This is a genomic window from Pseudomonadota bacterium (assembly GCA_018817425.1).
In the GTDB taxonomy this organism is placed as follows: Bacteria; Desulfobacterota; Desulfobacteria; order Desulfobacterales; family RPRI01; genus RPRI01.
Map to the genome: position 1 here is coordinate 93,506 of JAHITX010000040.1, position 13,229 is coordinate 106,734.

Annotated in this window: 8 protein-coding genes; all 8 read left to right on the top strand. The window is 42.8% G+C overall.

Annotated elements, in window-relative coordinates:
• Window positions 1–21 precede the first annotated feature (21 nt).
• The 8 genes from KKC46_08485 (at window position 22) to KKC46_08520 (ending at window position 13,227) form a co-directional block, all read left to right on the top strand.
• Window positions 22–1,041: an iron ABC transporter permease gene (locus tag KKC46_08485; GenBank protein MBU1053852.1), complete on the top strand. Its 1,020-nt coding sequence runs from the start codon at window positions 22–24 to the stop codon at window positions 1,039–1,041.
• Entirely contained in the window at window positions 1,038–1,817 is a 780-nt protein-coding gene (locus KKC46_08490) for an ABC transporter ATP-binding protein (protein MBU1053853.1), read from the top strand. The genes KKC46_08485 and KKC46_08490 overlap by 4 nt, the downstream gene beginning before the upstream one ends.
• Window positions 1,818–2,419: 602 nt before the next feature.
• Entirely contained in the window at window positions 2,420–2,893 is a 474-nt protein-coding gene (locus KKC46_08495; GenBank protein MBU1053854.1) for a hypothetical protein, read from the top strand.
• Window positions 2,894–2,972: 79 nt separating this feature from the next.
• Window positions 2,973–4,292: a 4Fe-4S dicluster domain-containing protein gene (locus KKC46_08500; protein MBU1053855.1), complete on the top strand. Its 1,320-nt coding sequence runs from the start codon at window positions 2,973–2,975 to the stop codon at window positions 4,290–4,292.
• A 4-nt stretch (window positions 4,293–4,296) separates the two neighbouring features.
• On the top strand, window positions 4,297–8,748 hold the full coding sequence (locus KKC46_08505) for an FAD-dependent oxidoreductase (GenBank protein ID MBU1053856.1): 4,452 nt from the start codon (window positions 4,297–4,299) through the stop codon (window positions 8,746–8,748).
• Window positions 8,749–8,774: 26 nt separating this feature from the next.
• A complete protein-coding gene (locus KKC46_08510; protein MBU1053857.1) occupies window positions 8,775–9,530 on the top strand; it encodes a hydrogenase iron-sulfur subunit in 756 nt (251 codons plus the stop codon).
• A gap of 82 nt (window positions 9,531–9,612) precedes the next feature.
• Entirely contained in the window at window positions 9,613–12,657 is a 3,045-nt protein-coding gene (locus KKC46_08515; protein MBU1053858.1) for a CoB--CoM heterodisulfide reductase iron-sulfur subunit A family protein, read from the top strand.
• Window positions 12,658–12,801: 144 nt separating this feature from the next.
• Window positions 12,802–13,227, top strand: a complete 426-nt coding sequence (locus tag KKC46_08520; GenBank protein MBU1053859.1) for a hydrogenase iron-sulfur subunit — start codon at window positions 12,802–12,804, stop codon at window positions 13,225–13,227.
• The last annotated feature ends 2 nt before the right edge of the window (window positions 13,228–13,229 follow it).

Sequence of the window (13,229 nt, forward strand, 5' to 3'; positions counted from 1 at the left end):
CTGTTACTAAAGAGTAAATTTATGAGAATCACAGGAAACCAAATAAAGATAACACCATTTGTTATGATAGCACTGGCAATTACAACCCTGCTTATTTCTATTTGCATGGGAAGATATGCAATATCACCTGAGACCGGATTTAACATTCTTCTCTCGCGGATTTTATCCATCAAACCAACCTGGAGCCTGATTGAGGAATCAGTGATTCTTAATATAAGACTCCCTCGCGTGTTATTGGCGATGCTTGTGGGATCGGGTTTGTCTGTTGCCGGAGCTTCATTCCAGGGGCTTTTCCGTAATCCGTTGGTGAGTCCTGATATACTCGGTGTTTCAGCCGGAGCCGGATTTGGTGCTTGTCTGGGAATTCTGATATCAGGGAAAATACTGGTTGTTCAATCGTTTGCTTTTGGCTTTGGAATAGTTGCAGTGACAGGAGCATATCTGATCAGCAAAAGTAAAACAGGTAGTTCGCTATTAATGCTTGTACTGATCGGTGTGATAATCAGCTCATTTTTTTCGGCCCTGATAGGACTTGTAAAATATGTTGCGGACCCGGAGGACCAATTGCCTACCATTGTTTACTGGCTCATGGGAAGCATGGCAGGGGCCTCCTACGATGATCTTTTACTTGCAGCTCCGCCAATTGTAATTGGCACCTTGACGCTTCTTTTGCTGAGGTGGAGAATAAATATATTGTCATTGGGTGAAGAAGAAGCCCAGGCATTGGGTATTAATACAAAGTGGTTGAAACGTGTTGTCATTTTGTCAGCTACGGTTATAACTGCCACTTCGGTATCTTTATGCGGAATAGTCGGATGGATCGGACTGGTCATTCCGCATATAGCGAGAATGCTGGTAGGTCCCAACCACAAGAATTTATTGCCGGCCTGTGTTTCTATAGGGGCTCTTTCTCTTCTTATTATTGATGACATAGCCAGATCAGCAACGGCTGTAGAAATTCCTTTAAGCATACTTACAGCTATTATCGGAGCGCCGTTTTTTGCCTTTTTTCTGAAGAAGACAGGAGGTAGATGGGTATGATAATTGAAGTAAAAAACGTGGCATTTGGCTATGATGCAAAAAAGAATGTATTTGAGGATAAATACTTTTCAGTAGAAAAAGGTGAAATATTGAGTATCCTTGGGCCAAACGGTTGCGGGAAAACGACGCTGCTTAAATGCTTAAACGGCTTATTTCAAATCAAAAGAGGAGAAATAAATATTGAGGGAAAGAATATTAACTCGCTAAAAAGAAACGAAATCGGCAAGAAAATAGGCTATGTGCCTCAGAAACAAGACTGGACTTTTCCTTATACGGTAATGGAAATGGTTCTCATGGGAAGAGCCCCGCATATTAATGTGTTTTATTCGCCTTCATCCAAAGATATTAAGATAGCAGAGGAAGCAATTGATAATTTGGGCATATCTTATTTGGCAAACAGGCTCTATCCAAACATCAGCGGTGGGGAAGCACAGCTTGTTATGATAGCAAGAGCTTTGACATCAGAACCGGTTGCGCTTTTACTTGATGAGCCGACTTCTCATTTGGATTTTAAAAATCAAAAGGTAATTTTAAATGTATTAAACAAACTATCCAAGGATAAGAATATCACAGTTGTAATGACTACCCATTTTCCTGACCATGCCCTGTCAATTTCCGACAAAGCACTTCTGATGGGCAATGGAAAATACGGTGTTGTGGGCAATGCTCAAGATGTGATTACAGAAAATAATCTGAAGGATTTGTTTGAAATAGATGTGAGAATCATCTCTTTTGAAGTAGAAAATAATAATCTCAAAACTGTTGTTCCACTGTGATAGGTTATACCGATTATATTTCATATTTTATTATCTGCAATTATTAATCAATAGGAAATAAAGGCTACTTGAAATTTTCACAGAATGAATTCCATCAAACAAAACTTGTTGTACGTATAAAAAATCTTGACAGATAATATTAATTTGATATAGCCCATCTTAATGTGTAATATATAATTATTTGATGACGTAAAAAGATATAAGTCTTATTTTAACTTCTTTAAACAGTTTTATGTAATTTAGTTTAACGGAAACAATATCATGTATAAATTTTTTGGCTTTACTTGAGAGAGTATAAGAAAACGCTGCCCGGGTTGGTATGCGCAAGGTAAAGCCGAAAGATCATGTCTGCTTTATTAATTATCTTATATAATTATCTATGACGTTTTTCATTCCATTTTTACCTCTGCGCACTATATCGGCATAGCAATCTTTATAAGTTAAAGATTTTATACAATAAAATAGCTTTTTCTGTCAGATTTGACTTTAACTGAAACCTTTGTCCGGAAGTATACTTTTCTCCTTTTATTTTATAGGTATTTATTACTTACCTATAAAACCGGAGAAGATCTTTTTTTGATACGCTGAGAAAGGAAGATAAAATGATTCGTTTTGTTAATCGTAGCCCTCAGTTTGAAAAGCAACTGGAGTCGCTTCGTAAAGCAGATAAAAAAGCAGCTAAAAGAGCTGATACGATTATAGAAAAATTAATGGAAAGTCATGGCGAGGTTTCTGAAGAGGAAATTGCAGTTAAATACGGAAAAATAAAAATACGAAACTGCGTCAAGTATGATCTGGGCAGAGGCTATAATCTGATGACTATAATAGATGGTGAACATCTTATAATATCGTTTATCGGTAAATACGATATGTGCAAGCGGTGGCTTGAAAATAATAAAAACCCACCGATGTTGTTAACAAAAAGTCTAAGTCAGGAAATTGCCGGGAGCAAATCCGAATCAGAAGACAGTTCAAAAGAAAATATGAATGTTTTGGAAGAATGCGAAGAGACTTATTTGACTGACATAGATGAGAAATATCTGCGTTTGATTTTTAGCGGATTGGCAAACCGGTAGTAAACCAAAGCGTTTAATTTAAACACATTCCGATTCAATGAACCGGAAAACAACTAAAATATATTTAAAAGGAATAATTATGGGCGAAGCAGCAATAAAAATCGGAAAAGAAAAACAAACCAATTTTTTAGACAAAGTACAACATCTCATTCCAACCGCCAACTTAAGTCTTTGTTTAACCTGCGGGGCATGCGCTTCAGGATGTCCTGCAACAGGTCTTGAAAACATGGACCCCAGAAAATTCCTTCGCATGGTAACTCTGGGCTTAGATGAAGAAATTACGGAACATCCCTGGGTGTGGATGTGCACCATGTGCTATCGCTGTACATATGCATGTCCCATGAAAATAGATATTGCCGCCATGATATTTGAAGCCAGAAAGCTTTGGCCGCGTGAAAAAAGACCCAAAGGAATATTAGGATCATGCGATATGGCTCTTCGTAACGACAGTTGCAGTGCAATGGGAACTCCGGAAGAGGATTTCCGCTTTGTTGTAGAAGACGTACTGGAAGAAGTTCGGGAAACACAGCCCGGATGGGAAAATCTTACGGCACCTATTGATAAAGAGGGATCTCATTTCTTTTTGAGCCAGAATTCACGCGAACCGGTAACGGAACCGGATGAAATGGTTCCCCTGTGGAAAATTCTTAATATAGTTGGAGCTGACTGGACCTATAGTTGCACAGGATGGGGCGGAGAAAATTATTGCATGTTTCTTGCAGACGATGAAGGGTGGAAAAAAATCACCAACCTGACACTGCAAACAGCCATGAAGCTTGGATGCAAAGTTTATCTCAACACCGAATGCGGGCATTCCACATTTTCTGTCTGGAAAGGACAGCAAAGACATAAAATAGAAACTGAGCTGGAAATCGAACCAATGGTAAGATACTACGCCAAATGGATTCGCGAAGGAAAGCTTAAAGTCAATTCTGATTGGAATAAAGATCTTAAGGTCAAATTTACGGTACAGGATCCTTGCAATCAGGTTAGAAAAAGTTTTGGAGATGAACTTGCCGATGATCTGCGTTTTGTCTTAACTTCTTGTGTCGGAGAAGAAAATTTCATCGATACCTATCCCAACAAATCCAACAATTACTGCTGCGGAGGCGGAGGCGGATCTCTTCAGTCGGGATACAGAGAATCAAGACTTACTTACGGTCTTCTCAAGCACGAACAGATTATGCGCACCGGCGCTCCATATGTAGTTACTCCATGTCATAATTGCCATGCGCAGATTGACGAGCTGGGAAAGCACTTTGGAAAAGGGAAGTACAGGACTTTGCACCTTTGGACTATCATTGCTCTCTCGCTGGGCATTCTTGCTGAAAATGAGCGTACCTATTTAGGTGATGATCTGGTTGATGTAAATCTTCCTACAAACGATACAGGAGAATAAGACCATGTCAAGCGATGTAATCGGCGCTGTTCTTGTTGTAGGCGGCGGTATTGCCGGGATTCAGGCATCACTGGATTTGGCCAACTCAGGTTATTTAGTCCATCTGGTTGAAAAAAGCCAGGCAATCGGCGGTGCTATGAGCGCACTGGACAAAACCTTTCCTACCAACGACTGTTCCATGTGTATTTTAGCGCCCTATCTTGTAACGGCCGGCAGACATCCGAATATTGAATTATTAACTAATTCGGAACTTCTTGAGCTTACAGGAGAAAAAGGAAACTTTTCTGCATTGGTAAGAACTAATCCGCGTTATATAGACCTTTTAAAATGTACGAGCTGCGGAGAATGCGCCAAAGTATGTCCGGTAATATTACCCAATGGATATGAACAAAATCTTTCCGAAAGAAAAGCTGCTTATAAGCAATACGCACAGGCCATCCCCGGAGCATACGCCATACAGAAAACCGATAAGGCCCCGTGCAGGCTTGCATGTCCGGCAGGGCTTAATGTCCAGGGTTATGTCCAGATGGTTGGCCAGGGCAAATATAAAGAGGCCCTTCAGATCATTATGGAAGATCTGCCTTTGCCCGGTGTTTTGGGAAGAATATGTCCTCACGGATGTGAAGACGCCTGCCGCAGGTGCGATGTCGATAATCCTGTTGCGATACGAAGTCTCAAACGTCTTGCTGCTGATAAATTCGATCCAAGACAAATCGAGATCAAAACTCTTCCCAAAAGAGAAGAAAAGGTTGCTATCATAGGGTCAGGTCCGGCTGGGCTTTCTGCTGCATATCATCTTGCGAAAAAAGGTGTGCTTTCCACAATTTACGAAGCTCTGCCCAAAGCAGGAGGTATGCTAAGAGTCGGTATACCGGAACACAGACTTCCAAGATATATTTTAGACAATGAAATAGAACTAATAACAAACCTTGGTGTTGAAATTAAAACCAATACTCCTCTTGGTTCCGATCTAACCATAGATGATCTTTTTACACAGGGCTATAAATCCGTTTATATAGCAATAGGAGCGCACAAGGGGTTTGATCTTGGCGTTCCCGGAGAAAAAGCCGAAGGTGTCCGTCAGGGTGTTGATTTCTTAAAAGAAGTAAATCTTACCGGAAAAACACAGGTCGCTAAAAATATTGCTATCATAGGCGGCGGTAATGTGGCGATAGATGTTGCCCGATGCGCTGTAAGACTTGGGGCCGAAAAGGTTAATATAATCTACAGAAGAACCCGTGCTGAAATGCCTGCATGGGAAGAAGAAATTCATGCTGCTGAGACCGAAGGAGCCGAAATAACATATCTTGCAGCCCCTCAGGAAATATTGACTTCAGACGGCAAGGTTGTCGGGTTGCGCTGTATCCGCATGGAACTCGGAGAACCGGATTCATCAGGAAGAAGAAGACCTGTTCCGGTTGTCGGAAGTGAGTATGACATTGAAATAGACCAGCTCATTCCGGCGATAGGCCAGAAACCGGATTCATCTGTGCTTGAGAATATTCCCGGAATAGATTTTTCGAAATGGGGAACAGTTGAAACAGATTCTGTAACATATGTCACCGGCCGCAAAGGTGTTTTTGCAGGCGGCGATGTTCAGACAGGCCCATGGGTTGCCATAGGAGCAATTGCAGCCGGAAGAGAAGCAGCCGAATCCATTGTAAGGTATCTGGATGGAATAGACATGGCCGAAGGCCGTGAAGCTATAATAAATGAAAATCCTGTTTACAGGCCCATACCAAAAGGCGAGCCCAAAAAATCAAGAATTGAAATGCCTGAGCTTGCTGCTGAAAAACGGGCGGGTAATTTCAAGGAAGTTGAGCTTGGTTACTGTGAAGAGGATGGAGCCGCTGAAGCCGGTAGATGTCTTAACTGCGGTTATTGCTGCGAGTGTAATCAGTGCGTAGACGCCTGTCTTGCAAATGCTGTTGATCACAGTCAGAAAGCTGAAGAAAAACAAATTAATATTGGTTCCGTTATACTTTGTGCAGGAACCGATACTTTTGATCCTTCGACTCTTGATGAATTCTATCATTATAATACCAATCCGGATGTGCTTACCAGTCTTGAATTTGAGAGAATCTTAAGCGCATCAGGTCCTACAATGGGTCATCTTGTAAGAATGTCGGATCATAAAGAACCAAAAAAAATAGCCTGGCTGCAATGTGTCGGGTCGAGAGATAACAACCACTGCGGAAACGGGTATTGCTCTTCCGTATGCTGCATGTATGCGGTCAAGGAAGCTGTAGTCGCCAAGGAACATTCCGGCGGTAATCTTGATTGTGCCATTTTTTATATGGATATGCGAACAAACGGCAAGGAATTTGAGCGTTTCTACAACAATGCCAAAGACAAACACGGAGTACGTTTTATAAACAGCAGGATGCATTCCATTGAATCGGTTCCCGAAATCGGAGATTTAAGCATTCGCTACGTTACAGGATGCGGCGAGACAATAATAGAAACATTTGACCAAATTGTGTTGTCAGTTGGTCTTGAAATTTCAAAAGAAACAATGGATCTGGCGAAACGGCTGGGTGTTGAAACAACCGAAGGCAATTTCTGCAAGACCAGTGCGCTTGAACCGGTAAGTTCTTCAAAAGAAGGTGTTTATGTGTGCGGTGCTTTTCAGGGTCCAAAAGATATTCCGCAGTCGGTTATCGATGCCAGCGCTGCTGCGGCAATGGCCGGAAAAGATTTAAGTTCTGCAAGAGATACTCTTACAAAGGTCAAACAGGTTACGCCTGAAATCAATGTGGCTGATAAGGCTCCCCGTATCGGAGTATTTGTCTGCCACTGCGGCATTAATATCGGCAGTGTTGTAAACGTACCAGAAGTTGTAAAATACGCCCAACAGTTGCCGGGCGTGGTCTTTTCATCGGACACGCTTTTTACCTGCTCTCAGGATTCTCAGGAGAACATAAGAAAGGCTGTTTCCGAACAAAATCTGAACCGGGTGATAGTAGCAGCATGTACACCCAGAACCCATGAAGCGCTTTTCCAGCAGACTATTCAGGAAGCAGGGCTAAATCCCTATCTTTTTGAATTTGCCAACATCAGGGATCAGAATGCCTGGGTACATCAGAAAGATCCGGAAAGCGCCACTCAAAAAGCAAAAGATCTTGTACGCATGGCAGTAGCGAGGTCGGCGTTATTAGAGCCTATTACCCCCATTCAGATCGAAGTCAATCACGATGCTCTTGTTATCGGCGGAGGTATAGCAGGAATGAGCGCAGCTCTGAACCTGGCCGATCAGGGTTTTAAAACCTATCTGATAGAAAAATCTTCGGAGCTGGGCGGACAGGCGCTTGTTCATGCCGTAAACACCTGGCAGGGAGATAATGTGCCCGCCTTTTTATCCAAAATAAATGACCAGGTTACAAACCATAAAAACATAGAGGTTTTGCTGGAATCAGACATACAAAGCATTGACGGATTTGTAGGTAATTTCACAACAAGTGTTAACTCGGCTCAAAAAGAACGCGAAATTAATCATGGTGTGGTTATTCTTGCAACAGGAGCAGCCCCCCTTGAAACCGATGAATACCTTTATGGCCAAAGTGACCGTGTGATGAAATGGCATGAACTTGATTCAATGTTTGAAAGCCATCCTGAAATTTTTAAAGAAACCCGCTCGATAGCATTCATCCAGTGTGTAGGTTCCCGTGAGCCGGCCAGACCTTACTGCTCAAAGATCTGCTGCACCGCATCAGTACGAAGCGCTATAGCAATCAAGGGAAAAAAGCCGGATATGAATATTTACATCATCTATCGGGATATGCGCACCTTTGGTTTGCGGGAAGAGCTGTATAAGAAGGCAAGGGAAATGGGTGTTATATTTATCCGCTACAATGTGGATGAAAAGCCTGTTGTTAAAAGAGATGGGGATGAAGGGCTGATTATTACCATAAAAGACCATATCCTTAATACACCTCTTAAAATTTCTGTCGATTACGTTAATCTTGCAACTGCCATTGTACCTCCGGATGACCGGAAATCTTTGGCTCAGATGTTGAAAGTACCGCTAACCGAAGAAGGCTTTTATATGGAAGCCCACATAAAACTAAGACCGGTTGATTTTTCAACAGATGGCGTCTTTGTGGCAGGGCTTGCTCATTATCCCAAACCTATTGAAGAATCCATTGCCCAGGCCCAGGCGGCCGCCGGACGCGCAGCTATTATTCTGAACAAATCCACTATACAAATAGAACCTATTGTTTCCGTGGTGGATGAGGATAAATGCATAGGCTGCGGTTTATGCGAACAGTCCTGCGCCTTTGGCGCCATAAGGCTGAAACAGGTGCTTGGCAAGGGGTATCGAGCTGAAAATTATTCAGCGCTTTGCAAAGGTTGCGGAGTTTGTGCTGCGGGTTGTCCGCAAAAAGCCATTGATATGAAACATTTTCGCGACAGCCAGATACTGGCGGCCGTTTGTGCCGGCGGTACCAATGCTTGATTGCATTTTGTATACGGAGAAAAATAATGAACGATTCATTTAAACCCAAAATCCTGGCATTCCTGTGCAACTGGTGTTCTTATGCGGGCGCCGATCTGGCAGGAGTATCAAGAATTCAATATCCACCATTTATTCGAATTGTAAGAGTCATGTGTTCGGGGCGTATCGATCCCTTGTTTATAGTTGATGCCTTAAAAGAAGGCTTTGATGGTGTAATGGTAAGCGGTTGCCACATAGGCGACTGCCATTATCTGGACGGCAACAAGTATGCGGTTAAACGTATGGAGATGCTCGCACAATTACTTGACCTTTCAGGCATAGGCAGAAAGCGGGCACACCTGCGCTGGGCAAGTGCCGCAGAAGCTCAGCCCTTTGCAGATAATGTTGTTGAAGTTACCAATATTATCAGGGATGCAGGCCCGTTTAATGCAAAAGATCATGAAATGGCTTTAAACGCATTAACAAGAGCATTAACTACCACACGGTTGCGCTGGCTTGTGGGAATTGATCGTCATCTGACGGAAAATGAAAATGTATATCACGAAAAGACTGATCCGATACTTTTTGAAAAGGTGAAAAATGATGCAATAATTGCTGAATTCCAAAAAGCCCTGCTTCAGGAAGTACTGGACAAAGGTCCTGCCACAGTGAAGGAAATGGCGGATAAAACCGGTATTGGAATTTACACTGTTTCAAGAAGGCTCAATGAACTGGAATTGAGCGGCTTGGCCGACCTTAAAGGCTGTGAAGGAAATACTCCCAGATTTGCAAGCCCGGTATAAATGATAGTGTTGAGACGTAGGGCGGGGTTTTACACCCCGCCGGTTTTGCTACAGTATAAATAAGAGGTGAAATAATAATATAATGTCAACCAAAGGTACAAACAATAAAGTCGGCAGCGTAATGGTGGTAGGCGCCGGTGTCGCAGGCATACAGGCCTCTTTAGATATGGCCAATGCCGGATATTATGTCCATCTGGTGGACAGTACGTCCAGTGTGGGCGGACTCATGGCACAGCTGGACAAAACCTTTCCAACCAATGACTGCGCCATGTGCGTAATATCGCCCTTTCTTGTAGAAGTGGGAAGGCATCTTAACATAAACATAATTCCAAACAGTGAACTGGAATCCCTGGAAGGTGAGGCCGGAGCATTTCTGGCAAAACTTAAAAATAATCCGCGTTATATTGATTCGGTAAAATGTACCGCCTGCGGTCAGTGCCGCCAGGTATGCCCGGTAACGGCAGTAAATGAGTTTGATTGCAGGCTGGATCTTAGAAAAGCGACATTTATCAAGTTTCCCCAGGCAGTGCCTCTTTCATATACTATAGATAGAAATATCTGTATAGGATGCGGCATGTGTGAAAAAGCCTGTCTTGCAGGCGCAATATCTTACTCGGATCAGCCGAAATTTTCCGAGATTGAGGTTGGGGCTGTAGTACTTGCCATGGGAAATGAGCTTTTTGATCCATCTTTGATAGATACTTACGCATATTCCCGTCATCCTAATGTAGTTACAAGCCTGGAATTCGAACGTATATTGAGCGCTTCAGGGCCTTATAAGGGGCATCTCATGCGGCCATACGACAGGGAAATCCCCCAAAAAATCGCCTGGCTCCAGTGCATCGGATCACGCGACATTAATCATGCGGATCACAGTTACTGTTCTTCGGTTTGCTGCATGTACAGCATAAAACAGACCATAATTGCTAAAGAACATGCCGATAATCCGCTTGATGCAGCCATCTTTTACATGGATATGCGTACACACGGGAAGGAATTTGAGAGATACAGGGAAAGAGCTGAACAAGGAAGCGGAGTCAGATTTATACGTTCCAGAGTTCATACTGTTGAACCACTTGATGATGGCGGACTGAAACTCAAATATATTCCCGAATCCGGTGAAGTACAGGAAGAAGTATTTGATATGGTTGTGCTTGCCACAGGCTTTTCACCCTCACAGGATGCAAAAGCTTTGGCTCAAAGACTTGGTATAGATTTAAATGACCATAGTTATGCAAAAACAAGCGATCTTACACCTGTTTGTACAAGCAAAGACGGTATTTATGTATGCGGAACTTTTCAAAGCCCGAAAGATATTCCGCAGTCCGTGATGGAGGCATCCGCTGCCGCGGCAAGTGCTACACAGGATTTATCGGAAAAAAGATGGAGTCTTACGCTTACGAAAGAATTACCGTCCGAAAAGGACTTTAGTAAAGAAGAGCCACGTATAGGAGTATTTGTATGCAACTGCGGCATCAATATAGGCGGGGTTGCGGATGTTCCTGCCATAAGGGAATATGCCAAAACGCTTCCGAATGTCATACATACGGAAGATAATCTTTTTACCTGTTCCCAGGATACTCAGGAAAACATAAAAAAAGTTATACTGGAAAAAGGCATCAACCGTGTGGTTGTTGCATCATGTTCACCTCGTACTCATGAGCCTCTTTTCCAGGAGACCATTCGTGAGATAGGACTTAACCCCTATCTTTTTGAAATGGCCAATATCCGGGATCAGAATACCTGGGTTCATATGAAAACTCCTGAAAGAGCCACGGAAAAGGCGAAAGATCTTGTGCGAATGGCTGTTGCCAAAGCAGCTCTTTTAGAATCCCTTCCACAGGTTACCCTGGATGTAACACAGGCTGTTCTTGTAGTAGGTGGTGGAATTGCCGGCCTTGAAGCTGCTTTAGGCATTGCCAGGCAGGGCTTTGATGCTTTCCTTGTGGAAAGAAGCAATCAGCTTGGAGGAATGGCGCTTGGTCTAAATGCAACATGGCAGGGTGAACAAGTTCTTCCGTATGTTAAGAACTTAATTGAAGATGTGCAGAATAATAAGCGGATAAAGATTTTTCTTGAAACTAAAGTTGGTCATGTTACCGGCACGATAGGAAGTTTTACAACCACATTGAAATCAGAAATTAATCCGCTGGATATAAAAGTTATAAATCATGGTGCGGCAATACTTGCCACAGGCGGAAAGGAATACAGACCGGAAGAATACCTTTACGGAAAATATCCGCAGATATTGACTCATCTGGATCTGGATGCAGCGGTTAGAGATAATGACGAAAAATTAAAAAACAGCAAAATGGCAGTATTTATTCAGTGTGTAGGTTCACGTACCGAAGAAAGACCTTATTGCAGCCGGGTATGCTGCACACACAGCATAAAAAGTGCATTGATATTAAAGAAGATAAATCCTGACATGCAGATATTTATCATTTACAGGGATATCCGCACATATGGATTCCGTGAGGATTTATACAAGGAGGCCAGGGAGCAGGGTATCCGTTTTATACGCTATAATAAGGATAATCCGCCAGTGCTTGATTCTGATAACGGACAAGAACTTAAGCTGACTGTAAAGGATCATATTCTGCAAAGACCGATTGAGATGAATCCTGATCTGGTAGTACTTGCTGCAGCTATTCTTCCGAATGAAAACAAGGAATTGTTTGAACATTTCAAGGTTCCGACAAACAGCGACGGTTTTCTCGTGGAAGCTCACGCCAAATTAAGACCTGTCGATTTTGCATCTGAAGGACTTTTTCTGGCCGGCATTGCCCATTATCCCAAAAGTGTTGATGAAAGCATTGCGCAGGCAAAAGCCGCAGTATCAAGAGCAATGAAAATAGTATCAAAGAACACGATCGCGGTTGACAGCGTAGTGGCTTCGGTCAATCCGGATCGCTGTGCAGCATGTCTTACTTGCGTAAGAACCTGCCCTTATAATGTGCCAACGGTTAAAGAGGAAGGATATGCAGTTATTGAACCAAGCGACTGCCATGGATGCGGTTGCTGTGTATCCGAATGTCCGGGAAAGGCGATCACACTGAAGCATTTTACCGATGATCAGATAAATGCGAAGACTGATGCACTATTTTATATAGAGGCATCATGTTAGATAACAGGTAACTATACGGGTTCCATGGTTCATAGTTCAGGGTTCAGGGTTAAAGGTTCAAGGTTAAAGTACAAGGCAACCAACCGTGAACTTTGAACTGTGAACTTCACAACCTGAGTAGTTACGAAAACAGGAGTAAGATATATGGATAAAGATTTCGAACCTCAGATCATAGCATTCTGCTGTAAATATTGTGCTTATGCTGCCGCTGATCTGGCGGGTTCCATGAGGCTTAACTACCCTTCCAATATAAAGATCATCCAGGTCCCGTGTACCGGACGGGTGGATATCATTCATCTTCTTCGCGCAATCGAAGACGGTGCGGACGGTGTATACGTAGCGGGATGCATGGAAGGAGACTGCCATTTTGTCTGCGGAAATATAAAAACCAGAAAAAAAGTAGAATATGTAAAAAGAACTCTTTCCGAACTTGGAATCGAACCGGAACGTGTTGAGATGTTTAATCTTTCATCGGCTATGGGCCCCCGTTTTGCAGAAATCGCAAACCAAATGGCGGAAAAAATATTCGAGCTTGGTCCAAGCCCGTTGAATATCAAGCAGGTAGCATAGAA

What these genes read in the sequence shown, in the direction of transcription:
- KKC46_08505 (MBU1053856.1), top strand. Translation starts at nt 4,297, where the DNA reads ATGTCAAGCGATGTAATCGGCGCTGTTCTTGTTGTAGGCGGCGGTATT.
- KKC46_08485 (MBU1053852.1), top strand. Translation starts at nt 22, where the DNA reads ATGAGAATCACAGGAAACCAAATAAAGATAACACCATTTGTTATGATA.
- KKC46_08490 (MBU1053853.1), top strand. Translation starts at nt 1,038, where the DNA reads ATGATAATTGAAGTAAAAAACGTGGCATTTGGCTATGATGCAAAAAAG.
- KKC46_08495 (MBU1053854.1), top strand. Translation starts at nt 2,420, where the DNA reads ATGATTCGTTTTGTTAATCGTAGCCCTCAGTTTGAAAAGCAACTGGAG.
- KKC46_08500 (MBU1053855.1), top strand. Translation starts at nt 2,973, where the DNA reads ATGGGCGAAGCAGCAATAAAAATCGGAAAAGAAAAACAAACCAATTTT.
- KKC46_08515 (MBU1053858.1), top strand. Translation starts at nt 9,613, where the DNA reads ATGTCAACCAAAGGTACAAACAATAAAGTCGGCAGCGTAATGGTGGTA.
- KKC46_08510 (MBU1053857.1), top strand. Translation starts at nt 8,775, where the DNA reads ATGAACGATTCATTTAAACCCAAAATCCTGGCATTCCTGTGCAACTGG.
- KKC46_08520 (MBU1053859.1), top strand. Translation starts at nt 12,802, where the DNA reads ATGGATAAAGATTTCGAACCTCAGATCATAGCATTCTGCTGTAAATAT.